The sequence below is a fragment of the Nocardia sp. BMG51109 genome, assembly GCF_000526215.1.
In the GTDB taxonomy this organism is placed as follows: Bacteria; Actinomycetota; Actinomycetes; order Mycobacteriales; family Mycobacteriaceae; genus Nocardia.
On record NZ_JAFQ01000004.1, the window covers coordinates 552,473 to 577,479 of the forward strand.

The window sequence follows — 25,007 nt, forward strand, 5'->3', positions numbered from 1 at the left end:
AGCCTTGCCTAACTTCACCGCGCCTCGCGGCGCACCGAGAACGACGCACCCCTGGTCGCAGCGCTCACGAATCCTGTTCGGCCGAATCGGTTTCCGCCGTCGTTACCAACGCCCGCAGCAGCTCGCGCAATTCCCGCTGCTGGCGAGCGGTCAACGAGGTCAACGGTGATCCCGTTCCCAGTCCGGCAAGTACGGCCGCCCTGCTGTCACGCCCGGCGGGAGTGAGTTCGATCCGCTTGGCGCGCCGATCGGTGGGATGCGGCCGGCGCTCGACCAGACCTTGCGCCTCGAGCCTATCGAGAACAAAGGTCGCATTCGAGGGCTCACACGACATCCGCGCCGCCAACTCGCGCGCGGTGATCGGCTCCGACAGTTCACGCAGGGCGATGACCTGCGACGGGGTCAGGCCCAGCCGTTCGGAGACATGTCTCACGTGTACATCCAGCCGACGGGTGAACGAGTGCACGAGCCGGCACACGTCGCGATCGATCTCGGTGTCCACGGGTGCGCTCGACGCTGTATCCGGCCGGCGGGTCATGGTCCGAGTCTAGCCATGATGGTTCGAGCTGTGATAGTTCTAGTTCGAATCATTCGAACTGTAACTAATTGGAGTGGCCGTGCGACTTCCCCTGCTGTCCCTGATGCTGGTCGTATTCGGGCTCACCACCGGCGAATTCGCGATCGCCGGAATCCTGCCGGAGGTGGCGGGCGATCTCGCGGTGCCGGTCTCGTCGGCGGGACTGCTGGTCACCGCGTATGCCCTGGGCATGATCGTCGGCGGCCCGGTGCTGACCGTGCTGACCGCCCGGATCCCGCGCCGGCGCCTGGTCGTCGGCCTGGTCGGATTCGCCGTTCTCGCGAATCTCGGCTCGGCCCTGGCGCCCTCGTACCCGGTGCTGCTCGCCACCCGGTTCGCGGCCGGGCTGATCGTCGCCACCTTCTTCGCGGTGGCGATCGCGACGGCGGTGCGGCTGGCGCCCGAGGGCAAGGCGGCCTCGGCGATCGCACAGGTGGCGCTCGGCATGAACCTCGGCATCGTGCTCGGCACCCCGATCGGTTCGCTGGTCGGGCAGCACCTGGGCTGGCGGGTCACCTTCGCCGTGGTCGCGGGCTGCGCCGCGCTGGGGCTGCTGATGGTGCTCCGGTTCGTCACCGAACTTCCCTCGGCCGCAACCGGTTCGACATTCGGCGAGCTGCGCGTGCTGGCGGATCGGGAGCTACTGCTGGCGATCGCGCTGACCGCCCTGGGCAGCCTCGGCGTGGTCGGGGTGTTCACCTACATCGCACCACTACTGACCGAGATCACCGGATTCGGCGCGACGACCGTGCCCGCGCTGCTGCTGGTCTACGGCGCGGGCGCGGTGGCGGGCAACCACCTGGGCGGATGGCTGGCGGACCGGGCGCTCCTCCCCGCGCTGATCGGCCTGCTCACCGCGCTGACCGCGACGCTGGCGTTGTTCTGGGCCGCTGCCGAAATTCCCCCGGCGACAGCGGTTCTCGTCTTCGTCCTGGGCGCGCTGGCCTTCGCCGTCATCCCCGGCATGCAGGCCCGGGTGATCGGCGCCGCCGCCTCCGCCCCCACCCTGGCCATCGCGATCAACGCCGCCGGCTACCAGGTGGCCGCCGCCGTCGCCGGCCGCCTCGGCGGCTGGACCCTCACCGACGGCCCGGGCCTGCGCTCCCTCCCTCTGATAGCCGCCGCCCTCACCGCCACCGGCGTAGCCCTGGCCGCCTACCTGCTCCGCCGCGACCGACAACCGGTCGCCGCCTGACCGGAGCACGAGGCCGTTCGGCTAGGACGGCCGGGCGGCCTCGTTCCTGGTCCGGTTCACCCGACCGGCAGCGTCAGTGCCGGGGTCGGGTGGGAGGGGGTCTGGTAGAGGGTGGTGCGTTCGCGGGCCGGGCGGCCGATGCCGGAGGCTATTTCGGTCAGTTCCGCAACGGTTTTCGCCGAACCGTGTTCCGAGCCGGCCATCCGGGAGATGGTCTCCTCCATCAGGGTGCCGCCCAGGTCGTTGGCGCCGCCGTCGAGCATCACCCGGGTTCCGGTGGTACCGAGCTTCACCCAGCTGGTCTGGATGTTGGGGATGCGGCCGTGCAGCATGATGCGCGCCAGGGCGTGGGCGGCCCGGTTGTCCCGGATCGTCGGGCCCGGGCGGGACGCGCCCGCCAGGTACAGCGGGGCGCTCCGGTGCACGAACGGCAGCAGCACGAATTCGGTGAAACCGCCTGTCTCGTCCTGGATTCCGCGAATCACCCGCAGATGCCCGACCCAGTGTTTCGGATGGTCGACGTGGCCGTACATCATCGTCGAACTGGAGCGGATGCCGAGCTTGTGCGCGGTGGTGACCACGTCGATCCAGGCCGAGGCGGGCAGCTTGCCCTTGGTGAGCACCCAGCGCACCTCGTCGTCCAGGATCTCCGCGGCCGTGCCCGGAATCGTGTCCAGCCCAGCGTCTTTCAGTGCCGACAGCCAATCGTGGATGCTCTGGCCGCTGCGCGAGACGCCGTTGGCGATCTCCATCGGGCTGAACGCGTGCACATGGATCGACGGCACCCGCTTCTTCACCGCCCGCACCAGATCCGCGTAGCCGGTCACCGGCAGGTCCGGATCGATGCCGCCCTGCATGCAGACCTCGGTGGCGCCCTCGACGTGGGCCTCCCAGGCCCGGTCGGCGACCTCCTCGGTGGACAGCGAGAACGCGTCGGCGTCGCCCTTGCGCTGGGCGAACGCGCAGAAACGGCAACCCGTGTAGCAGATGTTGGTGAAGTTGATGTTGCGGTTGACCACGTAGGTGACGTCGTCGCCGACGGTGTCGCGGCGCAGCTGATCGGCCAGCGCGGTGACCGCGTCCAACTCGGCGCCGTCGGCGGTGGCCAGGGCCAGGTACTGGTCGTCGGTCAGACCGCCCGGATCACGCTCGGCCGCGCGCAGCGCCGCCAGCACGTCGGCATCGAACCGCTCCGGCGCCGCGGCCGACAACTCCCGGACCTGCTCGCGAATGGTGTCCCAATCACCGAACGCGCCCGCGATGTCGCCTTCGAAACCGTGTCCGCTGGGGCCCTCCGTGGTTACGCGCGCCGCCTCCTCCGAGCCCCGACCGCCCGGGCCGTGTCCATTGGGGCCTGAGCGGGGGCCCTCCGTGGTTACGCGCGCTGCCTCCTCCGAGCCCTGACCGCCCAGGCCCGAGTCGCTGCGGGACTCCGTATTTCGCCCCTCGGTGTCGATCGCGGTGTGCAGGTCGACGCGCCCGGTGGACTCCCACGACTCGTCCGGTTCCTGCCAGGGCAGGCCCTGCGGGATCGCGTCCGGATTCGCCAGGCCGGTGCGGAGATCCGACAGCGCCGCGACATGGGCGCCGATGCGCGGATCCATCCAGGGGCTACCGGCCCGCACGTAGCGCGGATGGGCCGAGGTGCGCTCGGCCAGCCGGTACCCGGCCGCCGCGGTGATCTCGGCCAGGGTGTCCAGATTCGGCCACGGCCGTTCGGGATTCACGTGGTCGGGGGTCACCGGCGAGACGCCGCCCCAGTCGTCGATGCCGGCATCGATCAGCGCGTGACATTCCTGCTGCGACACCAGGTTCGGCGGCGCCTGCACGGAGACGTCCGGCGGCAGCACCAACCGCGACACCGCGACGGCGGCGAGGAATTCCTCGATGTCGGCGTCGGGGATGTTGCGCATCGCCGTATCGTCCTTGGCCCGGAAGTTCTGCACGATCACTTCCTGGACGTGCCCGAATGCCTTGTGCTGCTGCCGAATCGCCATGATGGCGTCGGCGCGCTCGCGCAGCGTCTCGCCGATGCCCACCAGAATGCCGGTGGTGAACGGCACCGACAGCCGGCCGGCATCGGTGATGGCGCGCAGCCGCAGCGCCGGATCCTTGTCGGGGCTGCCGTGGTGGCAGGCGCCCTTGTCGGTGAACAGCCGGGTGGCCGTGGTCTCCAGCATCAGGCCCATGGACTGGCTGACCGGCTTGAGGCGGGCGACCTCCTCCCACGACATGACGCCCGGATTGACGTGCGGCAGCAGCCCGGTCTCCTCGAGCACCATGATCGAGACGGCCCGCAGGTAGTCGATGGTGGAGTCGTAGCCGTGCTCGTCGAGCCACCGGGCGGCCTCGGGCCAGCGGTCCTCGGGCCGGTCACCCAGGGTGAACAGCGCCTCCTTGCAGCCCAGCGCCGCGCCGCGACGGGCGATGTCGACCACCTCGTCCGGCTCCAGATACATGCCCTTGCCCTCGGCGCGCAGCTTGCCCGGCACCGTGACGAAGGTGCAGTAGTGGCAGCGGTCGCGGCACAGCCGGGTCAGCGGGATGAAGACGTTCTTGGAATACGTGATGGTCTTCGACCGGCCCGCCGATTCCCCGGCGACGTCGCGCACCCGGGCGGCGCTGCGGCTCAGCTCCACCAGGTCGTCGCCGCGGGCGTGCAGCAGCACGGTGGCCTCGTCGGTGTTCAGTGCCACTCCGTCGCGGGCCCGGCGCAGCGCCCGGCGCATCGCCGAGGCGGTCGGGGGTGCGGGCGGGATGCCAGGGGTCGGTAGCTCCGTCACGCCCTCGATCATGCGTCAACCATCCGAGTGTTCTCCCTCCGGTGCCTGTGACGTGAGACAACCCGGCGCTCCCTTGGGCTATTCCGGCCTATTCCGGCCTATTCCGGCTTTCCCGGATTCGCGCCCGGAGGAGCGCCGCCCGGAATGATCCTCCGTCCCGAACACGCCGTTACGCCCGGGGGCGGTACCCGGGGCATGTCCGGTGCGGGCATTTCTCCGGTGTTCTCTCGGAAGACGGCGCACCGGAACGGATTCCGAGCGGCCACCGGCCCGCCGGACGTTGCCGCGGTTCCCGTCAGGGCGAATCGGCGACCGGGTTCCGATGCGATCACCGGCGAGCGCACGGCCCGGCGGAAGTACCGGCATCCGTGCAACGATGACTGCATGGCGCAACCCAGCGATCGGCTCGCGGCCGGAGGCACGATGCCCGAACGCACCGTCACGCCCGGGCGCACGGTCACGCCCGAACGCACGGTCATGGCCGAGCCGGCCTGGCGGCCGAGTCCCCGCGCCCGCATGCTCTGGGCGATCGGACCGGCGGTCGGCTGGGCGGTCGTGCTGGTCGCCGAGCTGATCTGGATCGCCGCCGACGGCGACCACCGGGCCGCACAGGCCACGGCGGTGGTCGCCACGCTGGTGGTGGCGGCACTCAGCGTGATCGTCGTTCCGCTGTGGCGGTACGCGGTACATCGGTGGGAGGTGACCGACGAGGCGGTGTACACGCGCACCGGGTGGATCACGCAGGAGAGCCGGGTCGCGCCCATCACCCGCGTACAGACCGTCGATACCCAGCGCGGGCCGCTGGAGCGCCTACTGGGCCTGGCCACCGTCACCGTCACCACCGCGTCGTCGGCCGGTGCGGTACGGATCAGCGCGCTGGATCGTCCCGTCGCCGAGCAGACGGTCGCCCGCCTGACCGAGGTCGCCGCCCGGCATCGAGGAGACGCGACGTGAGCAGCCCATCACCCATCACGGCGGCGAGGCGGCCTCGTGAGTGAACCACGCCCGGGGGACATTGCCGAGGCGACGGCGCCGGCCGCGGCGTGGCAGCGGCTGGACAAGCGCATGCTGCTGGTGCATCCCGTTCGCGAGGTCGGCCGGTACATTCCGGTGCTGATCGCGTCGGTGATCATCGGCACCCGCAGCGACAATCCCGGCTGGGGACTGATCGCGCTCGCGATCATCGTCGTATTCGCGATCGCTCGATGGTTCACCACCACCTATCGCATCGGCACCGACAACGTCGAGCTGCGCACGGGAGTGTTGCAGCGCAAGCGGCTGGCGGTGCCGCGCTCGCGCATCCGCTCGGTCGACATCCAGGCCGATCCGCTGCATCGGGTCCTCGGGTTGTCGGTGCTGAGCATCGGGACCGGGCAGCAGGCCGAGCGGGACGAGCAGTTCAAGCTCGACGCCCTGGACGCCCGGCTGGTGCCGGAACTGCGGACGGAACTGCTGAGGCATCTGAAGGATGTCGAGGGGGCCGGCACCGCCGAACGGCCCGGCACCGCCTCCGCGGACGAGGGAGCCGCGGCCGAGACCGAGGCGCGGTCCGAAGGCGTCGAAATCGGCCACTGGCAACCGAAATGGGTGCGCTACGCACCGCTGTCGCTGACCGGATTCGCCATCGTCGCACCGGCGGTCGGCCTGGCGTTCCAGTACGGTCTCGCCGAGGCGGTCTTCCGCTCGGACACCGTGCACACCGTGCAGGGCCGCGGTGCCCTGTTCCTCACGGCTGTGGTGGCGGCCCTGGTGGCGGCGGTGATCGCGATCGTCAGCCTGGCCGGCTGCGCGCGGTATCTCGCGACCTATCACCGCCTGCGGGTGCTGGACAACGGCCGCACCCTGCATCTGCGCCACGGACTGTTCACCACCCGCCAGACCACCCTCGACCTGGCCCGCCTGCGCGGCGCCACGGTGAACGAGCCGCTGCTGCTGCGACTGGCGGGCGGCGCCGAACTCGAGGCGATCATGACCGGCACGAGCCCCCGGCAGAAGATCCTGCCCCAGGCCCCGCGCGCGGCCGTCGACCGCACCCTGGGCCACCTGCTCGCCGGCCGCCCGAACCGCGCCGACACGACGATCGCCACCGAAACCCGCACGACCACAAGGCGACCCGACCGGAGAACTCCGGTAGCGGCACCCACCGAGAACGACGACAACTCGACCCGGCCGAACACCGCGATCGAGACCGACGGGCGAAATACGGAGTCCCGCAGCGACTCTGGCCTGAGCGGTCAGGACCGGGAGACGGCAGCGCGCGTAACCACGGAGGGGCCCCGCTCAGGCCCCAACCAACACAGCCTGAGCGGTCAGGGCCCGGAGACGGCAGCGCGCGTAACCACGGAGGGCCCCCGCTCAGGCCCCAACCAACACAGCCCGAGCGGCCAGGGCCCGGAGACGGCAGCCGGCGTAACTACGGACGGTCCGCGAGACACCGCGGCACCCGCGAAGGCGCCCCACGTCCCGAACGAGCCCCGGTCGGCCGGGTCGTCCGCGACGAGTCCCGCCGTCGTGGACGAAGCCGGCGATGCCGCCGCGCCGGAATCGATTCCCCTTGCCGCGGATGAACCTCGCGAGGACGCAGCACCGGCAGCGGCCCCCCTCGGCCCGGACGGACCTCGAGAAGACACGATGCCGGCAACGAATCCCGGTGGCGCAGACGACTCCGGGGACGCCGCGGCGCCCGCAACGATTCCCCTGGTCGCGCACGGGTCCCGGGCTCGGCGGCGGCGCTACACCCGGGCGCTGGGACCCGTCGCGGCGGTCACTGTCGCACTCGGTGTCGCTTCCGTTGCGGGAGTGCCTGTTCCGCCGTGGGCATGGATTCTCCTGGCGCTGATCGCCCTGGCGGCAGCGGGTTTGGCGCACGACCGCTACAGCGGCTTGGGCCATGCCGTCCTGCCCGCCGTCGGTAACCGCCCCACCTGGCTCATCACCCGCAGCGGGTCGCTCGACCGCGATCGCGACTGCCTCGAGGCGCCCGGCGTCATCGGCTGGACCGTGCGGCAGACCTTCTTCCAGCGCCGCGCGGGGCTCGCCACCCTGGTCGCCGCCACGGCGGCCGGAAAGAAGCGGTACCACGTGGTGGACGTGCCCGTCGATCGGGCATGGGAGCTGATCGAAGCGGTGACACCCGGACAGACCGGCCACCGTCCGGCGACGATCCCCTCGCCGTAACCGCGCCGGGCCCCTACCATCAGCCGCGGATGGGCCCGGCCGCCACCGACGACCCGTTGAGCGACGGGCCCGCCCATCGGCCGCGTACGGACCGAATATCGCAATTCCCCTTCGCCGCTGCCGAACACCCTGCGGCACGACCGAACGGCCCCGTCGCTCCGGCACGACCGGAACCGGTCACGTCGCGGCATGACAGAACCGGTCACGTCGCGGGATGACCAGGGATGGTTACGTCGCGGGTTGGTTGCGGATGCCCGGGAATGCCCGGCGGAACAGGTAGAAGCCCGACGGAACGAGGCCGCAGGCCAGCAGCAGCGGAGTGGTCCAGTTGTCGGTCAGCAGGACGTCACCACCCGGGCCCGTGGTCGAACAGACCAGGAAGCCGAGCAACCATGCCAGCAGCGGCAGCGCCATCGCGGCCGGGCGCGTCACCACCACACTCATGCCCGCCACCAGCAGTACGTTCACCACCACCGCGAACAGCGCCGAGACCGGGAACGCGGTGCCGCCGATATAGGCCGGCAGGTAGAGCACCTCGAGGGCCAGCGACAGCGCGCCGTCGAACACCAGCACACCGGCCAGCACGCCGCCGAGGGCCGCCCAGCCCGGTTGCTGCGCGCCGGTCACGGCGTTCGCCCGGCCGACCGAGGTCGCCGTCACGGCACCGGCGGGAAGCCGAGCAGCGTCAGCAGGTGACTCTGCATGTCCACGAATCCGTAGAGCGCAGTCAGGTACAGGTCGTGTTGCGCCTGCCAGTTCGGCTTCTGGCTCTCGACGAACGCGGCGATGGCGTCCTGCAGGCTCCAGTTGTACATGGCGGTCAGTCTAGGCCGCGATGCCGCGGCGCGCGGTCAGCCGGTCTCGCCGGCGTATTCCGGCAGTCCGGCGAACAGATCGTGTTCGCGGCCGTCGGCGCCGACCGGTCCGGGCCGCCCCCGCACCAGCACGAAATGTTCCTCGGGCAGCACCGGCTGGGCGATGTTGTTGGACAGCGCGAACTCCCGGCCGGACGGCGCCACGCTCACCTGGGTGGCGTGCGCGCGCAGCGCGGCGCGCTTGGCCGCGAGCACCTCGGACACGTCGATGGCGGTGGTCACGGATTCGCCCGACACACACGGTAATTCGTCCACGGCGGGCAATCGCCAGCCGGACGGCAGCGCACCGGGCAGCCGGTCGACGGTCCGCCGGGCCAGCGCCTCGGTGTGCAGGCGCAGCACCTCGGCGTCGGTCACGGTCCAGTAGACCTTCGGTGTGGCCCAACCGTTCTCGGCCGCGTCGTCCACGGCGGCCATCGTGATCCGGTGGGCGCGGATGTGGTCCGGATGGCCGTAGCCCCCGCGCGGGTCGTAGGCGACCACGACCCGGGGCCGGACGGTCAGCAACACCTGCGTCAGTTCCCGCACCGCCTCGTCGCCGGAATCGACGAACGCGCGCGGATGCCGGACGTCGAGGGCGCGCGGATCGGAGGTCTCGCCCGCCATCCCGGAATCGCGCCAGCGCCCCGCGCCACCGAGGAACCACGGCGGGCCGGCGCCCAATTCGGCCAGCGCCCTGGACAATTCGCCGATCCGATAGCCGCCCAGCTGATCGGCGTGGTCACTGGTCAGCTGCGCCCATCGCTCGCCGATGACCTCGCCCTCCTCACCGAGGGTGCAGGTCACCACCGTCACCGGAATACCGCGGCGACGATAGTGCGCGATGGTGCCGCCCGTCGCGATGGTCTCGTCGTCGGGGTGTGCGTGCACCAGCAGCAGACCACCCTGCTCGGTCACCGCCCCACCTCGCCGCCACTCGGCAGCACCGTCACCAGCGGCGCCGCCCTAGCTACGCCCTCGCTGCGCTCGGTCACCGTTTCACCTCGCCAACACTCGGCACCCGCCATACTCGGCACCCGCCGTAACCGACGGTGCCGTACACATGGTGCTCCCGCTACGCCCGATCACAAGCCACCTCGCCGACACTCGACGGCGCCATGACCGACGAGGCGATGCCGCGCACGTGGCCCGGACCGCGCTCGGTCACGAGAGCCGCCGCCAGGTCGCGGCGCCGCCGAAGATGCCGACGCCGAGGGCGCCGCTCAGCGATACCCCGTCCATCCGTGAGCTTGCCGCGGCAACGCCGGTGTCCTGCATGATCGGCAGCACGGTTGCCTGCTCCCACAGCTTCGGTTCGACGTCGCCGATCGCCCTCGCCGCATCTTCCCCGCGCAACGCGGCATCGATCGCCGGTTGCAGCGCCGGATCGCAGACCCCGGAGATGTTGCTCGGCGCCTTGCGCTGCTCCTCGGCCTGGGTCGCGGCCGTGTCCTGATCGGGGACCGGCTCGCGCGGGCAGCCGTAGCGGGAGGCCAGCGCGTCGGCCGGATCGCCCCCGGCGCGCTCCCAGCCGACGATCGCGTCGATGTTGCCCGCCAGCAGTTCCTTGCCGTACAGCTCGTCGGCGGGCAGGCTGCGCACGCTCGCGTCGATGCCGGCGCTGCGCAACATGTCGGCGGCCGTGTTGGCCACGGCGAGCGCGGCGACATCCTTGTCCACCGCGCCGAGCCGGACGGCCAGCGTCCGGCCGTTCTTGGCGACCTGGCGCGGCTGTGGCGCCGGCGACGTCGGCGAGGTGCCGGCCGGCGATTCCGGCGCGCGCGCGAACCCGGCCTCGGCCAGCATCGCGAAGGCGTCGTCGACCGACGGCCGCGGCGGGGCGGTCGGCGCGTATCCCGGATCGGAGGGCGAAAGCACCTGGGCGCGAGCAGGTTCCACCCACGCGCCGGTCTGTGCGGCGACGGTCGCCAGCAGCGTCGGATCCAGCAGGCCCAGCACCGCGCGCCGCACCCGCGGATCGGCCAGATCGCCACCGCGCCCGTTCAGCGACAGCTGCAACTCCCGCGCCTGCGGCATGATCGCGGTGCGCACCGCGGGAATCGCCGACAGCTGGTCCTGCGTCGCGGTGCCGCCCCGCACCAGCGCCATCTGCGCGTCACCGGAGCGCAGCGACTCGGCGAGCTGTGCGGTCGTGCCGCCACGGCGCAGCAGGATCTGATCGGGCACCGCCGGCGTGCTCCAGTAGCGGTCGTTGCGTTCGAGCAGGATCTCTTCGCGTCCGGCGTCGGCCTGCTTGACCCGGAACTGGCCGCCCGAGATCGGATTCTGATCGATGAGGCCGCGCTCGACGGCCAGCGCTCGCTGGAAGCCGCCCAGCGAATCCTTCAGCAGGTGTGAGGGCAGCAGATCGGTGAACAGCTGCCGCCACGCCGGGTAGGGCTCGCGGAAGGTGACCGTCACGGTCTTGCCGCCGCCGGACGAACTCACGTCGGTGATCAGGCGGTAACCGGCCGGATCCACCACCCCGGGCTGGGTGATCATCTGCTGCCACAGGTAATGGAAGTCCTCGGCCGCGATGGGCGCGCCGTCGGACCAGGACGCCTGGTTCTGGATCTTGTAGGTGACCGTGAACGGCTCCTGCGCCGTGACATCCGCCGACACCATCAGCGCGTTGTCGGGCATCCAGTCGGTGGCGCCGGGCACCGTCGGCGACGGCGCCGGCCGGAACGGGCTGGGAAAGACCATCGAGCTGACCGCATTGGTGCTCGGCGACTGATTGGAGCGCAGATGCGGATTGAACCCGACCCCGATGTCGTCGACGGCCACCACCACCGTGCTCTTGGTGGGCTTGGCGGGGGTGGTCTTGGGACTGTCGGTGCTCTCGATCGGCGGGGGCGGATTCGCCGTACAGCCGCCGAGCACCGTCACCGATGTCGCCAGCACCACCGCCGCCGCACGCCATCGTGCGCGAATTCCTGCCCCCGGCATCACGTTCGGCACTCTACAGCTCGCCTCCATTGCCTCGCCTCGCACAGTGTGCCTCGTAGCACACAGCGTGCCCGGCCCGCAGTCTCACACAACGTGCCCCGTCCGCGGTTTTCACACAGCGTGCTCCGCCCGGCGGGCACGGCCGCACCCAGTGATACCGGACGGGTGCGGCACCGGCGCCTAGGCGTTCTGGGCGGCCCGGTCGCGGGCCTTGCGGCGGGCCGCTTCGCGGGCGCGCTCGGTGGCAGGGAGGACCAGCTTGCGGACCCGCACCACATCGGGCCCGACCTCGACGCATTCGTCGACGGCACAGAACTCCAGGGCGCCCTCGAGGTCCAGCACCATCGGCCGGGCCAGGGTCTCCAGCACATCGCCCGTGGAGCTGCGCATATTGGTCAGCTTCTTCTCGCGCGTGACGTTGATGTCGAGATCCTCCGCGCGCGGGTTGATCCCGACCACCATGCCCTCGTAGGTGGGCGATCCGGGCTCGACGAAGAAGGTGCCGCGATCGGCCAGCTGCAACATCGCGTAGGGCGTGACGGCGCCGGTCCGGTCGGACACCAGAGACCCGGTGTGCCGCGCGCGGATCTCGCCGGCCCACGGCGCGTACCCGTGCGCGACGGCGTTGGCGATGCCGGTGCCGCGGGTCTCGGTGAGGAACTCGGTGCGGAACCCGATCAGCCCGCGCGAGGGCACGATGAACTCCATGCGGACCCAACCCGATCCGTGGTTGGTCATCTGCACCATCTTGCCCTTGCGGGCCGCCATCAGCTGGGTCATCGCACCCAGGTGATCCTCGGGCACGTCGATGGTCAGCTCCTCGTACGGCTCGTGCACCTTGCCGTCGACGGTGCGGGTGACCACCTGCGGCTTGCCGATGGTCAGCTCGAAGCCCTCCCGGCGCATCGTCTCGACCAGGATGGCCAGCGCCAGCTCGCCGCGACCCTGCACCTCCCAGGTGTCGGGCCGATCGGTGGGCAGCACCCGCAGCGAGACGTTGCCGACCAGTTCCTGGTCCAGGCGGGCCTTCACCAGGCGGGCGGTGAGCTTGGTGCCGCCGTTGCGGCCCGCCAGCGGGGAGGTGTTGATACCGACGGTCACCGAGATGGCGGGCTCGTCGACGGTGATCCGCGGCAGCGCCAGATCCTCGCCCGCCGCCACCCGGTCCGGGTCGGCCAGCGTGTCGCCGATCATGATGTCCGGGATGCCGGCCACCGCGACGATGTCGCCGGCCACCGCCTCCTCGGCCGGATTGCGTTCCACGCCGAAGGTTTTCAGCAGTTCGGTGATCTTGACCGTCTTGATCGAATCCTCGGACGCGCCCGGCTCCCGATGGATCCACGCCACGTTCTGCCCCTTGCACAGGGTGCCGTTGTGGATGCGTAGCAACGCCAGCCGACCCAGGAACGGCGAGGCGTCGAGGTTGGTGACGTGGGCCTGCAACGGTGCGGAGGCGTCGCCGCGGGGCGCCGGGACGTACTTCAGCAGCACGTCGAACAGCTCGTCGAGATTCGGCGCGTCGGGCGCGCTGCCGTTCTCGGGGCGCACGGTGGAGGCCTTGCCCTCGCGGCCGGAGGCGTAGAGGACCGGCAGGTCCAGCGCGAGCTCGGCGGCCTCGGCGGCCTCGTCGTCCAGGTCGGAGGCCAGGTCCAGCAGCAGGTCGTGGCTCTCCTCGACGACCTCGGCGATCCGCGCGTCGGGCCGGTCGGTCTTGTTCACCACCAGGATCACCGGCAGCGAGGCCGCCAGCGCCTTGCGCAGCACGAACCTGGTCTGCGGCAGCGGGCCCTCCGAGGCGTCGACCAGCAGCACGACGCCGTCGACCATGGACAGCCCGCGCTCCACCTCGCCGCCGAAGTCGGCGTGGCCGGGGGTGTCGATGACGTTGATGACGGTGCCCCTGTCGTACCGGTGCACCGCGGTGTTCTTGGCGAGAATCGTGATGCCCTTCTCGCGCTCGAGATCACCCGAATCCATCACGCGGTCGACCGGTTCGGCACGCTCGGCGAACGCGCCGGACTGCCGGAGCATGGCGTCGACCAGCGTCGTCTTGCCGTGGTCGACGTGAGCCACGATGGCCACGTTGCGGAACTCGACAGACGACACGTTGAATCCTCCTGCTGACAGAAATGGTTGCCGGCCGACCCTCGCCGTAGAGGGTCCGTACAAGACAGGTGGACGAGTGACTCACCGGGCATGCGGCCAGCTACACAGTACCGAAATCCACCGGGGCGATCGGCCGGGCCTGGGTGCGCACGGACCGGAGTATCGATTCGGAAGGAATGGTTAGACAAGGTCGGTTAGGCTAAGCTTACTCGCCATGGGCAAGGTCAAGGCCAAGAAGGTGTCCGGCCTCCGGCCGAAGAAGAAGTGCTGTCGCAAGAAGACGCGCTGCGTGAAGTGCCCTGTCGTGGTCATGCGGATGAAGAAGGCGGAGGCCGCCGGGGTGTGCGGCAAGGATCTCGAGAAGTACCTGAAGCGGGCGCGTGCGGCGTGACTCCCCAGCGCGATCGGCCAGACCCGGAGGAGGCAGCTCGCGTCACCCCGGAGGCCGCGATCGGGCTGCGTGAATTCGGGTAGAACCGGGGTATGAGCAACCCACTACTGACCGATGACGAAATCGCGACCGCGCTGAAGGACCTGCCGGAGTGGACCCGCACCGGCGCCAGCATCGCCCGCACCGTCGAGGCGCCCTCGTTCCTGGCCGGAATCGAACTGGTGCGCCGGGTCGCCGCCGAGGCGGAGGCGGCCAATCACCATCCCGATATGGATATCCGCTGGCGGCGCGTCACGTTCACGCTGTCGACGCATTCCGAGGGCGGGCTCACCCGCCTCGACGTCGCGCTGGCCCGGGAGATCGATCGGCTGGCGCAGGAAAGCTGAGCCCGATCGCAGAGCCGCCCGATCAGGTCACAGAGCCGCCCGATCAGGCGGCGGGAACACCGCCGTCGACTGCCGCTCGCGTCTCCGGTTCCGGTTTCCGCTCCCGCCGGCCGTTGCGGATCACCCAGACATAGAAGACCAGCACCCCGATCGCGTCGACGGCACCCAGCCAGGACAGGATCCCGGGCCGGGAGATGGTCCAGATGGTGGGCTGGAAGAACGACAGCACCCAGGGCAGGCCGATCAGCGTGGTGAGCAGCCAGTAGCCGGCGAGCACGCGGGCGCCCGCCACCGCGCGCAGCGGCCCGTACAGCAACCACAGCACCAGCGGCAGCAGCCACACCCAGTGGTGCGACCACGAGATCGGCGACACCATCAGCCCGAACAACTGCACCACCAGCAGCGCGCCGAGCCGGTCGGTGGAATCCAGTGCGCGCCAGGCGAAGTACGCCAGGACCGCCACGACGACGGCCCCCGCCAGCCACCACGGCCCGAACGGCACCCGGTGCCCGCCGATCTGCCAGGGCGAGCCGGCGTCGTAGCCGAGCAGCCGGGTCAGCGCGCCGCGCAGCGATTGATTCCACACCGAGCCGACCGGCCCGATCCGGTTCGCGTCCCCGATCAGCGGGCCGAAGTAGGTGCGGGTCTCGACCGGCGAGATCGCGAAACTGATCGCTATGGTCCCCGCGAACACCACCGCGGCCCAGATCGCGCTCGCCCAGCGCCGCTGGGTCAGGAAGTACAGCCCCGTCACCGCCGGTGTCAGTTTCACCCCGGCCGCCAGACCGACCAGCAGTCCCGACAGCCGCCACCCCGTGTAGTAGGCCGCCGCCATCCCGGCCAGCACCAGGAACACGTTGACCTGCCCGTAGTCCAGGGTGGTCCGGGTCGGCTCCAGCCACAGACCCACTGCGGTCCAGCCGATCTCGGCGGTGCGTCGGCGCTCGTCGCGCGCGGCGTCGCCGAACAACAGCGCGAAGCTGATCCGCACCACGGCGTAGAGCGCCGCGGCGATCAGCAGCAGCCAGGCCACCGCGACCGCGGTGATCGGCAGATAGTGCAGCGGATAGAACACGACCGCCGCGAACGGCGGATAGGTGAACGGCAGCGGGAAGTCCGGCGTCTTCTCCGAGTAGGTGAAGTCGTAGAGGTGCCCGCTGCCGAGATCCGCCGCGCCGCCGACGTAGACGTGCAGGTCGACGAGATTCATTCCGTTGGGCGACACCAGCATCCACAGCAGCCGGGCGAGCACCGACAGGCCCAGTGCGGCCAGTGCGATGTGGCGGCCCCGGACTTTCCGGGCTCCCCGGGATCCCCGGACTCCTCCGTCACTACCGCCGCAGGCCCATCGGAGAGTTCTGTTCACGGCGCGCACATGCTTTCCGGTCGGTTGGCTGGCGCGGCCAAGATTACCGGCGCGAGCTGCCGGGTCTCGAAGTGGCCATCATGTACCATTCGCCTCACTGACAACTTCAGTAACAGCGGCTTGGGAGTTGTCCTCCGAGGACGGCACCCACCCCCCGACACCGACGGTAGACAAGATCGCACCACGGCTGTACAACACAGCGGCTCTATCCCTAAAGTGACGCAAGCGATGCGGCCGCATCGCCGGAGGAAGTACCCGAGGTAAGGACGGCTACACCAGTGCTTGGCACCAGAGGATCGCGGTTCGCATTGTCCGCGCTGGCCCTCGCGGCCGGTGCCACTGTCGCCGCGTCGACCGCGGTCGCCGCGCCGGCGCCGAAGCCGCAATCCCCCGCCAGCGCACCGCTGATCCCCGAGGGCGTTCCGATCGATGCCATCGCGAGCCTGGCTCCCGCCATCGTCGGCGCCGCCGCCAACGCCTCCCAGATCGCCGGCCCCGCCCAGCAGGGCATCCTCGCGCAGGCTCAGCAGATCCTGAACTCGACAAATCTGCCGCCGCAGGTGAAGTCGGCACTGCAATCGCTGATCACCTTCCTCGACGGCAGCGGCGGCGGCGGTCCGGAGCTACCCGAGAACGGCCCCGCCATCGCGCAGTTCCTGTACCCCACCATCGGCAAGAACTGCATCGGCCCCGGTTCCGATTCGGTCGGCACGGCGCTGGCCGTCCCCGGTCCGGCCGAGCTGCCGCCGCCCGGACCGCAGGGCGGGCAGGCCGGTTTCGTCTTCACCGCGCTGGGCACCAAAGGCCTGACACCGCAGCAGAATCCGCCGATGCAGGTGCAGTGGCTCAATGTGGACACCCGGCGCAGCGCCATCCAGCCGCTGACCGACGACGCGCACATCAACCCCGACGGCCCGGCCACCCTGTCGGCGATCGCCGACACCGGCCCCGGCCGCGTGATCGCCGTGGTCTCCGGCTCGCTGACCACCCAGTCGTCCCCCGAGCAGGCTCCGGTCACGTGCTCGTTCCTGCCGACGCTCGGTTTCTTCGCCGTCGCACCGGGTGCCCCGGCGCCCGCTCGCACCGAACCGCAGGCGCAGGCACCGGCCCAGTCGCAGCCGCAACCGCAGACGCAGCCCCAACCGCAGGCGCAGCGGTAATCCGTCGTAGTTCGAGGCAGGTCCCGACGAACGCAAAGACCCGGAGACGTCGCGATGGCGACACTCCGGGTCTTTTGTGTCCGATACCTCCGCAATCGGCCATTCCTGTGGTAAACCGCTAATCATGGCGACTGTCGATCGGCTCGAACGGTCCGCAGATACCTCCCGCCCGGGTTCGGCCCCGCCCCGGAGCCGTCCCGGAAAATCGGTCATGTCCCGCCGCTCCTACCGATCGGTGCTGTCCACGCGCTCGCACCGTTCGATCCTGTCGATCCGGTCGGAGGGCTCGATTCTCTCGATCGGGTCGGCCTACTCGATCCTGTCCGTCGGCAGCGTGGGCTCGGCGCTCTCGATCGGCTCGATCGGCTCGTTCTTCAGCCTGGGCTCGGCCTTCTCCGGACTGTCGCGCTGGTCGCTGTTCTCGTGGATGGGCGTGCGCGAAGCACCCGAGGCCCGGCCGATGCTGTCGGTGGTCGCCGACGAGCCGGACCTCTGCGAAGACCCCACCTGCCACTGCCAGACCTGAATCCGATCAGCCCGCTCCGGGCGCGCCGGGAGACGAGCGGACCGGGTCACCACTGTCCGTACTGCGGCGTCAGGATGGCGTTGACGTCGACGCCGACACCCCCGACCGAGCGCTCGTCGATCTCGAACTGGTGCAGGTTCGCGGCCGGGTGCACAACGCCCTCCGGCGTGCCCCAGTCGTGTTGCCAGAACCAGGAACCCAGGCCCGCGGCCCGGGCCAGCTCGATCGTGGGCGCGTTGGCGTAGACGCCGACGTTCTCGGTGCCGAGCACCGACTGCCAGCCGGACAGATAGGGCGCGATCATGGTGGCGAAATCGGCGGGCGACGGGTTGTCGTCGATCGAGGCGTAGATCGGCACGCCCTCGGGGCCGCCCGCGTCCAGATGCAGCCGCAGGCCGCGGTCGGCGTGCTTCTTACCGGCCTCCAGCCCGCCGCGCCAATCCGCGGTGTCGGCCTTGCCGTACTGGTAGCAGGACACGATCGTCAGCCCGGCGGCGCGCAGCGCGTCGACCTCGCTCGCCCGCAACGGTTTTCCGGTCATCCACTCCGCGCCCGGCCGCCGGTCGGAGACGTAGCGGATCACCCCGGCGTGCCCGGCGGCTCGAATGGCGTCGGCCGCCGGCACCGAACCCGCGTAGTCCAGCAGCGTGCCCAGCTGGGCGCCGGTGGCCGCGCTGCCCGGAGCCAGGGCGGACAGCCCGGCGGCGGTGGCTATACCGGCGGCGGCGCCGAACAGGGTGCGCCGGGACATCGGAATGGAACGCATCGAATTACTCCTTTGCGCTGTGCCTGAAAACGCACTGTGCCTGAAACCGACCTGAACGGGAACCGGCCATCCTGCGGGCCGGGGAGAAACCGGTAGCTGACCCGGCGCACCTTCCCCAAGCTTGCTCGCGCGCCGGGGGCCTCGAGCGTCAACTCATTTCACCACATGCACACTGGAACCGCCAGGCTCACTGGGCACACCAACCACATATGCCACACGTTCAGGTCGCGGCGTCGATGCGGGCCCCGACGTCGATGGTGCGGCCGGACGCGTCGGCGAGTTCGCCGCGAATCACCGCCGCCACCTGGGTCGCGATCTGCGGGCGGATGCCGCCCAGCCGCCCGAGCGCCCGCGCCCGCCAGCCCTCGGCGCGCAGGTCGACCGCGATGGTGTGGGAATCGGGCGGGGACGCGTCGATGACGATGAGCAGCGGATCGGCGGCACGGGCGATCAACAGCAGCGGGATCTCCACCTCGGCCCGGTACTGGTTGGCCTTGAGGACGTCGACGGTGATGTCCAGCGTGACCGGAATGGTGAGATCGAACGAGACCGGATCGTCGCCGATCCGGTCGGATACGCGCGGCATCCGGACCGTTCCCTTCACCTCGACGGTGGCCGCCGCACGCGGACCGGTGCGGATCGGACCGATCTCGATCGGCCGCCCGGCCAGGTTGTCGACCACCGCGCGCACCCGGTCGGCGGTGACGATCAGCGGGAAGAAGCGCCGCCCGAACTCGTCGTAGCCGATCCACTCGAACTCCTCCAGGTCCCGGTGGGGCGACCGGGTTCCGTTCATGATCGCCTCGACGTCGAAGACCCGGCCCCGCCGCGCCGCCGGATCGGCCAGCATGCCGTTGATCCGGTTGGCGAGTTCGCGCTGCACCAGTACCGCGATCGGATCCAGCAGCAGTTCGAAGGCTCCCCCGATGGCCTGGGCGCGCACCACGAAACTGACGTCGCGCGCGGTCACGGGCCGGATGTCGATGACGACCAGCAGCGGATTCGCCGTGCGCGCATGCAGCGTCAGGTCGATCTCCACGACCGCCTCCAGCCGCAGCTTCTGCCCGCCCAGGGTGATGGTGACGTGCATCGACACCGGAAGCCGCACCTCGAAGGTGACATGCGGCATGCTGCGCGCGATCACCGGCTTACCGACGCTGCCCTCGGCGATGAATCCGGCCAGACCGGCCGGACCGACCGAGAACGGGCCGATGGTCACTCCCCGCCCGGCCATCCCGGAGACCGCCTCCTCGATGCGCTCCGGCGTCACCGCGTGGGCGACGAAGCGCTCGCCGAATTCCGCGTAGTCGATCCAGGTCGGACTGTCGCGTGCCGTGGACTGTCGCATGAGCTCCCGAAACCTTGCCGAGTCGGTTGGTGTACGCGCTCATTCACCTTGACACCCTGGAGCGCGACCGCGCGAAACCCGCAGCACTTCGCCGCGCCGTGCGGTGGCAGATCCCCGTCCTGCCGATGAGGGGGCAGCAGGACAGGGACCGCGACGGCGGCGCTGCCGGGCACCGCCGGGTTCATCGTAGGCCGAGGTACGCGCCGAACACCTCGCCCACAGTCAGAGATATCCCCCGTAGGTGGATACGTTTCACACACGACCGAACCCGACCATACCCGGTACATCGGCCCGGGCGTAATGGTGAATTCCGATCTCCCCCTGCTCGTTTCCACCGATCGTGGTGAGGGTGTCCGCGTCGGCAGTGAGCACGATATTGGTGTGCTGGCCGAACGGGCTGTCGTGGTCGTAGAGCACCACGTCGCCGGTGCGCGGCTGATAGCCGGATCCGGCGGCCGCGAACCGCTGCCGCGCTTCGTAGTATTCCTGCAGCGTATACACGCCAGGGATGCGCCACGACCCCGAGTTCGGGTTCTCCAGCGGCAGTTCGGCCTCGCGCATCACCCAGCTCACGAAGTCGGCGCACCACGATTCCTCGACGCCCTCGGCGTACTTGCGGCCGTCGCCGGGGTCGGCGAATTCGGCGCGGGCGACGGCGACGATGCGCGCCTGGCCGGGATCCAGGGCGGATCCATCGATATCAGGGAAGACCGTCAACCGTTCTCCGGCGAGCGCCTCGGGACCCGAAGCTCGCTGCCACCACCACATTCCGGCCACCGCGGCGATCGCCAGCACGATGACGACACCGACCGCGAGCCACCGGGCCCGCGTGCGCACCCGCGTAGGCGTTGCGACACCTGTCATTCCTCTGCTCCTCCCCGGCCGGCTTCCGACCCACACAGGGTGAGACGTCCGGGCGAGCCCGAAGGTTCCCGCCCGAGGGCTCACCCCCGATCGCCCTACCGCGACAAACCAGCCGAAATGCCCTACTTTTCTCTCCTGTATCGCTACACTCTGCCGGGATATCGACGATCTGGGAGGTCTAAGCCCTGGACACGCTGTGGACCTTTGTCGTCGATCATCGAAGCCAACTGCTGACCGACTCGTATCTGCATGTTTCGGCGGTCGTCCAGGCGGTGCTGCTGGCGGCCGTGATCTCCGTGCTCATCGGGATCGCGGTGCACCGCAGCCCGTGGAGTTCCGCACTGTCCACCGCGGCGGCCAGCATCATCCTGACGGTTCCGTCCTTCGCCCTGCTCGGCCTGCTCATTCCGGCGATGGGGCTGGGCGTGAAGCCGACCATCACCGCCCTGGTGCTGTACGCGTTGCTGCCGATCCTGCGCAACACCATCATCGGCCTGTCCGGCGTCGACCCGGCCGTCACCGATGCCGCGCGCGGCGTCGGGATGAACCCCGTCCGGGTGCTCGCCCGGATCGAGCTGCCGCTGGCCTGGCCGTCGATCCTGGCCGGCATCCGGGTCAGCACCCAGCTGAGCATGGGCATTCTGGCCATGGCCGCCTATGCCAAGGGCCCCGGACTGGGCAACCTGATCTTCTCCGGGCTCGCCCGGCTGGGCAGCCCGACCGCGGTGCCGATGGCGCTGACCGGCACGCTGCTGATCATCGTGCTGGCGCTGGCGCTCGATGCCGTGCTCGTCCTCGTCGGCCGTCTCACCACCCCGAGGGGAATCCGTGACTGATACCTCGACCGCCACGCCCGAGCAGACCGAGGAGCACCCCCGGGCCGAGATCGTGCTCGACTCGGTCACCAAACGCTATCCGGGACAGCGGGATCCGGCCGTCGACAATATCTCGCTCACCATCCCGGCCGGCGAGATCGTGGTGTTCGTGGGCCCGTCGGGCTGCGGCAAGACCACCCTGATGCGGATGATCAACCGCCTGGCCGAGCCGACGTCGGGCACCATCACCATCGCCGGGCGCGACATCACCGCGGTGAACCGCGACCGGCTGCGCCGCCAGATCGGCTATTCGATCCAGCAGGCGGGGCTGTTCCCGCATATGACCGTGGCCCGCAACGTCGCGACCGTGCCCGGGCTGCTCGGGTGGGACCGTGCCCGGGTCACCGCCCGCGTCGACGAGATGCTGGAGCTGGTCGGCCTGGATCCCGGCACCTTCCGCAACCGGTATCCGCGTCAGCTCTCGGGCGGACAGCAGCAGCGCGTCGGGGTGGCGCGGGCGCTGGCCGCCGATCCGCCGGTGCTGCTGATGGACGAGCCGTTCGGCGCGGTCGACCCGATCACCCGCGGCCTGCTACAGGACGAGCTGCTGCGATTGCAGGGCGAACTGCACAAGACGATCGTGTTCGTCACCCACGACTTCAACGAGGCGGTCAAGCTCGGCGACCGAATCGCGGTGCTGGGCAACAACTCCCGGGTCCTGCAGTACGACACACCCGCCGCGATCCTGGCCGAACCCGCCGACGAGACCGTCGCCGGATTCGTCGGCGCCGACGCCGCGCTCAAGCAGCTCACCCTGGTTCGCGTCGCCGACGTCGGTCTCGGGGGGTGTCCCACCGCGATCGAGACCGAGGACATCGAGCCGCTGCGGGCCGCGCTCGCCGAGCGGGACTGGAAGTGGGGCCTGGTGCTGGACCAGCGACGCCGCCCGCTGCGCTGGGTATCGGCCGAGCAGCTGGCGCAGGTCTCCTCGCTGCGCGAGGCCGGCCTGCCCGTCACCGGCACGGTCGCGGAGCGCTCCTCGCTACAGGAGGCGCTCGAGGCGTTGCTGGCCGAGAGCACGGCCAATGCGGTCGTCACCGGCCGCCGCGGCGAGTACGCCGGGCTGATCAACATCGATACGCTGGTCGCGCACCTGTCCGAGATGCGCGCCGAACACACCTCGGCGACGGCCGAGCAGACCCCCGCCACAGCCGAACAGCCCCCGGCCACAACGGATTCGGGCGATCCCACATGAGTCCGGCCACGCGTCACACCGAACGGCGGGCCGAGAGCATCCGGTTGCTGGCCCAGCCGGTGCTGGCGCTCGCGCTGGCCGTCGGGGTGCTCTGGTGGGGGTTCGACCGCGACCTGACGGCCACCCAGCAGGCCAGCATGAACGCGGACAACATCCGCACGGCGACCCGCGAGCACGTGGTCATCACGCTGACCGTGATCGCGATCGTCGTGGTCATCGCGGTGCCGCTGGGCACGCTGCTGACCCGGGGCCGGTATCGGCGGCTGGCTCCGCTGTTCGTCGGCATCGCCAACATCGGCTCCGCCGCCCCGACGATCGGGCTGATCGCGCTGACCTATCTGTGGACCCAGGAGACCGGGTTCTGGGTCGGTGTCGGGCCCATCGCCCTGTACTCGCTGCTTCCGGTGCTGCGCAACACCATCCTCGGCTTCCAGCAGGTGGATCCGATGCTGATCGACGCCGGTCGCGGCCAGGGCATGTCCGGGCCGACGGTGTTGCGCCGCATCGAATTTCCGCTCGCGGTGCCCTACATCCTGGCCGGGCTGCGCACCTCGCTCGTGCTCGCCGTCGGCACGGCGACGCTGTCGTTCCTCGTCAGCGCCGGCGGGCTGGGCATCCTCATCGATACCGGATACAAGCTGCGGGACAACGTGACCCTGTGGGTGGGCGCGCTTCTCGCGGTCGCCCTGGCACTGCTCGTGGACTGGCTCGGCGCGCTCGCCGAACGCTTCCTCGGACCGAGGGGGCTGCGATGAGGCGCCGGACGGTGCTCACTCGGATGGCCGCGACGCTGGCCGCCGTCGGGCTGGTGGCCTCCGGCTGCGGCCTGGAGGCCGGTGGCGCCGTGCCGCTGCGGGTGGGGCCCGGCAGCATCCAGCCCGTTCCCGAGCTGGATGGAGTGCGAATCACCGTGGGCTCCAAGGACTTCACCGAGCAGATCGTGCTCGGCTATGTGCTCGAGTTCGCCCTCAGCGCCGCCGGGGCGGACGTCCGGGATCTGACGGCCATCACCGGTTCCAACAGCCTGCGCGATGCCCAGCTGCACGGCCAGGTCGACGTGGCCTTCGACTACACCGGCACCGGCTGGATCAACTATCTCGGCAACGAGAACCCGATCCCCGAATCGGTTCCGCAGTTCGAGGCCGTGCGCGATCAGGACCTGCGGAAGAACGGCATGGTGTGGACCGATATGGCGCCGGTGAACAACACCTACGCCCTGGTGACCGGCGCCGCCGCGCAGCAGCAGACCGGTGTCCGGACGCTGTCCGACTATGCCCGCCTGGTGAATTCCGGCAGCTCCGGACCCACCTGTGTCGGTACCGAATTCAGCGTGCGCCAGGACGGGTTCCCGGGGTTGGTGCGCAAGTACGGCGTCGATATGGCCAAGGTGAACAAGCAGGTCATGCAGGATGCGCTGGTGTATCCGGCGACCGCCGACGGGACCTGCCAGTTCGGTTCGGTCGCCACCACCGACGGCCGCATCCCGGCGCTGAACCTGAAACTGCTCGACGACGACCAGAAGTTCTTCCCGAAATACAATGCGGCGCTGGTGATGCGGCAGGCATTCGCCGATGATCACCCGCAGGTTGCCGAGGTGATCGAACCGATCACGCGGCTGATGACCAACGAGGCCGTCACCGAACTCAACCGGAAGGTGGATGTCGAGGGGCAGGAACCCGCCAACGTGGCGCGCGATTGGCTGGTGTCCCAGGGATTCGTCACCGCCCGCTGATCGCGGCCGTAACGCCCGCCCCGGCCCGGTGAATGTCGGAGCTTGTCCATCCGCAGTGTTTGCGCCAATTTTCCCAGGCCGGGCCGAGACAGCGGCGGACCGGGTAAAATGAGGTAACGTCGGGGAGGGTGCATATGGCCGAATCATCGCGTGCGGCAATACTTTTGGACGTCGACGGCCCGCTGAATCCGGCCGCGCGCCAGGGCGATCCACCGCCGGGATACCGGCCGTTCGTACTGCAACACCAGATCATCCCCGCCATTCCGCCGGTGCCGCACCGGGTGCTGCTGAATCCCGATCACGGCTCCTGCCTGCTGGCACTGGCCTCGGATGCCGATGCGGAACTGGTGTGGGCCACCGCATGGGAATACGAGGCCAACCGGCTGATCGGACCGGTGCTCGGGCTGCCGCGCCTGGACGTGATCGAGCTGGAGGAGCACGGCATCCGGCACAGCGACGGCCACCACGGCAAGCTGTCGGCGGTCGTCCGCTGGGCCGGTAGCCGCCCGCTCTGCTGGTTCGACGACGAATTCCAACCGGCCGACGAGGGCTGGGCGGAGCGGCGCAGCGACTCCGGAGCGCCCACGCGCCTGATCCCGGTCGACCCTGTCGGTGGACTGCAATCCGCCCATATCGACACGGCCCGCGCATTCCTGCGGCAATTGACGGGGGCCGGCGATCGGGGTACACCGCAGTAGGTGTCTTTGGTCCCTAGCTCGAGGTTTGCGGGTCTGCGAGCGTGATGGCGTCCGATACC

The 25,007-nt window shown here is 70.1% G+C and carries 22 protein-coding genes and 1 pseudogene; 12 read left to right on the plus strand and 11 right to left on the minus strand.

Going from position 1 to position 25,007, the window contains the following annotated elements; translation table 11 throughout:
* Positions 1-64: 64 nt before the first annotated feature.
* Positions 65-538 (minus strand): MarR family winged helix-turn-helix transcriptional regulator, encoded by a 474-nt coding sequence (locus D892_RS40315; RefSeq protein ID WP_024799998.1) that lies wholly within the window; start codon positions 536-538, stop codon positions 65-67.
* A 79-nt stretch (positions 539-617) separates the two neighbouring features.
* Between D892_RS40315 and D892_RS40320 the strand changes: the two genes are divergently transcribed.
* Positions 618-1,772, plus strand: a complete 1,155-nt coding sequence (locus tag D892_RS40320) for an MFS transporter (RefSeq protein ID WP_036568062.1) — start codon at positions 618-620, stop codon at positions 1,770-1,772.
* Positions 1,773-1,828: 56 nt separating this feature from the next.
* Here D892_RS40320 and cofH read toward each other — a convergent pair.
* Positions 1,829-4,525 (minus strand): annotated as a pseudogene (cofH, locus tag D892_RS40325) (5-amino-6-(D-ribitylamino)uracil--L-tyrosine 4-hydroxyphenyl transferase CofH); the annotation flags it as partial.
* Positions 4,526-4,978: 453 nt separating this feature from the next.
* On the opposite strand from cofH, the gene D892_RS40330 reads away from it, so the two are divergent.
* Both D892_RS40330 and D892_RS49505 read left to right on the plus strand, forming a co-directional pair.
* Positions 4,979-5,509, plus strand: coding sequence for a PH domain-containing protein (locus tag D892_RS40330; RefSeq protein WP_051499459.1), 531 nt, complete (start codon positions 4,979-4,981; stop codon positions 5,507-5,509).
* A 111-nt stretch (positions 5,510-5,620) separates the two neighbouring features.
* Positions 5,621-7,732: a PH domain-containing protein gene (locus D892_RS49505; RefSeq protein ID WP_369801808.1), complete on the plus strand. Its 2,112-nt coding sequence runs from the start codon at positions 5,621-5,623 to the stop codon at positions 7,730-7,732.
* A gap of 228 nt (positions 7,733-7,960) precedes the next feature.
* On the opposite strand, the gene D892_RS0103940 is transcribed toward D892_RS49505, so the two are convergent.
* From D892_RS0103940 to typA, 5 genes are all read right to left on the minus strand, one after another.
* Entirely contained in the window at positions 7,961-8,392 is a 432-nt protein-coding gene (locus D892_RS0103940) for a hypothetical protein (protein WP_024800001.1), read from the minus strand.
* A complete protein-coding gene (locus D892_RS47560) occupies positions 8,389-8,547 on the minus strand; it encodes a hypothetical protein (protein ID WP_198036824.1) in 159 nt (52 codons plus the stop codon). The genes D892_RS0103940 and D892_RS47560 overlap by 4 nt, the downstream gene beginning before the upstream one ends.
* A 36-nt stretch (positions 8,548-8,583) precedes the next feature.
* Entirely contained in the window at positions 8,584-9,504 is a 921-nt protein-coding gene (mshB, locus tag D892_RS0103950) for an N-acetyl-1-D-myo-inositol-2-amino-2-deoxy-alpha-D-glucopyranoside deacetylase (RefSeq protein ID WP_024800002.1), read from the minus strand.
* A gap of 246 nt (positions 9,505-9,750) precedes the next feature.
* Positions 9,751-11,535 (minus strand): ABC transporter family substrate-binding protein, encoded by a 1,785-nt coding sequence (locus tag D892_RS0103955; RefSeq protein WP_036566717.1) that lies wholly within the window; start codon positions 11,533-11,535, stop codon positions 9,751-9,753.
* A gap of 180 nt (positions 11,536-11,715) precedes the next feature.
* Positions 11,716-13,641 carry a translational GTPase TypA gene (gene typA / locus D892_RS0103960; RefSeq protein WP_024800004.1) on the minus strand — a complete coding sequence of 642 codons (1,926 nt, stop codon included), beginning with the start codon at positions 13,639-13,641 and terminating at the stop codon, positions 11,716-11,718.
* A gap of 214 nt (positions 13,642-13,855) precedes the next feature.
* On the opposite strand from typA, the gene D892_RS47565 reads away from it, so the two are divergent.
* Both D892_RS47565 and D892_RS0103970 read left to right on the plus strand, forming a co-directional pair.
* Positions 13,856-14,032, plus strand: a complete 177-nt coding sequence (locus D892_RS47565) for a hypothetical protein (protein ID WP_198036825.1) — start codon at positions 13,856-13,858, stop codon at positions 14,030-14,032.
* Positions 14,033-14,124: 92 nt separating this feature from the next.
* Complete coding sequence (locus tag D892_RS0103970) at positions 14,125-14,418, plus strand: 4a-hydroxytetrahydrobiopterin dehydratase (RefSeq protein WP_024800005.1); 294 nt, start codon at positions 14,125-14,127, stop codon at positions 14,416-14,418.
* A 43-nt stretch (positions 14,419-14,461) separates the two neighbouring features.
* On the opposite strand, the gene D892_RS0103975 is transcribed toward D892_RS0103970, so the two are convergent.
* Positions 14,462-15,784, minus strand: coding sequence for a mannosyltransferase (locus tag D892_RS0103975; protein WP_255360206.1), 1,323 nt, complete (start codon positions 15,782-15,784; stop codon positions 14,462-14,464).
* A gap of 278 nt (positions 15,785-16,062) precedes the next feature.
* On the opposite strand from D892_RS0103975, the gene D892_RS0103980 reads away from it, so the two are divergent.
* Positions 16,063-16,944, plus strand: a complete 882-nt coding sequence (locus D892_RS0103980) for a hypothetical protein (RefSeq protein WP_024800007.1) — start codon at positions 16,063-16,065, stop codon at positions 16,942-16,944.
* A gap of 211 nt (positions 16,945-17,155) precedes the next feature.
* Positions 17,156-17,470 (plus strand): hypothetical protein, encoded by a 315-nt coding sequence (locus tag D892_RS0103985; protein ID WP_024800008.1) that lies wholly within the window; start codon positions 17,156-17,158, stop codon positions 17,468-17,470.
* A 46-nt stretch (positions 17,471-17,516) separates the two neighbouring features.
* Here the strand turns inward: D892_RS0103985 and D892_RS0103990 are convergent, their stop codons facing one another.
* From D892_RS0103990 to D892_RS0104000, 3 genes are all read right to left on the minus strand, one after another.
* Positions 17,517-18,236 carry a DUF1906 domain-containing protein gene (locus D892_RS0103990; RefSeq protein WP_024800009.1) on the minus strand — a complete coding sequence of 240 codons (720 nt, stop codon included), beginning with the start codon at positions 18,234-18,236 and terminating at the stop codon, positions 17,517-17,519.
* A gap of 220 nt (positions 18,237-18,456) precedes the next feature.
* Complete coding sequence (locus tag D892_RS0103995; protein ID WP_024800010.1) at positions 18,457-19,584, minus strand: hypothetical protein; 1,128 nt, start codon at positions 19,582-19,584, stop codon at positions 18,457-18,459.
* 252 nt (positions 19,585-19,836) lie between these two features.
* The gene (locus D892_RS0104000) at positions 19,837-20,448 is read right to left on the minus strand and encodes a CHAP domain-containing protein (RefSeq protein ID WP_024800011.1); all 612 of its coding nucleotides are present in this window, start codon (positions 20,446-20,448) and stop codon (positions 19,837-19,839) included.
* A 185-nt stretch (positions 20,449-20,633) separates the two neighbouring features.
* On the opposite strand from D892_RS0104000, the gene D892_RS0104005 reads away from it, so the two are divergent.
* The 5 genes from D892_RS0104005 to D892_RS40345 all read left to right on the plus strand — a co-directional run bounded on the left by D892_RS0104005 (position 20,634) and on the right by D892_RS40345 (position 24,948).
* Positions 20,634-21,284 (plus strand): ABC transporter permease, encoded by a 651-nt coding sequence (locus D892_RS0104005; protein ID WP_024800012.1) that lies wholly within the window; start codon positions 20,634-20,636, stop codon positions 21,282-21,284.
* Positions 21,277-22,518: an ABC transporter ATP-binding protein gene (locus D892_RS0104010; protein ID WP_024800013.1), complete on the plus strand. Its 1,242-nt coding sequence runs from the start codon at positions 21,277-21,279 to the stop codon at positions 22,516-22,518. Before D892_RS0104005 ends, D892_RS0104010 begins: the two co-directional genes overlap by 8 nt.
* On the plus strand, positions 22,515-23,273 hold the full coding sequence (locus D892_RS0104015; protein WP_024800014.1) for an ABC transporter permease: 759 nt from the start codon (positions 22,515-22,517) through the stop codon (positions 23,271-23,273). Before D892_RS0104010 ends, D892_RS0104015 begins: the two co-directional genes overlap by 4 nt.
* Positions 23,270-24,250, plus strand: coding sequence for a glycine betaine ABC transporter substrate-binding protein (locus D892_RS0104020; RefSeq protein ID WP_024800015.1), 981 nt, complete (start codon positions 23,270-23,272; stop codon positions 24,248-24,250). Before D892_RS0104015 ends, D892_RS0104020 begins: the two co-directional genes overlap by 4 nt.
* Before the next feature lie 134 nt (positions 24,251-24,384).
* Entirely contained in the window at positions 24,385-24,948 is a 564-nt protein-coding gene (locus tag D892_RS40345) for an HAD domain-containing protein (protein ID WP_156959365.1), read from the plus strand.
* Positions 24,949-25,007: the final 59 nt, after the last annotated feature.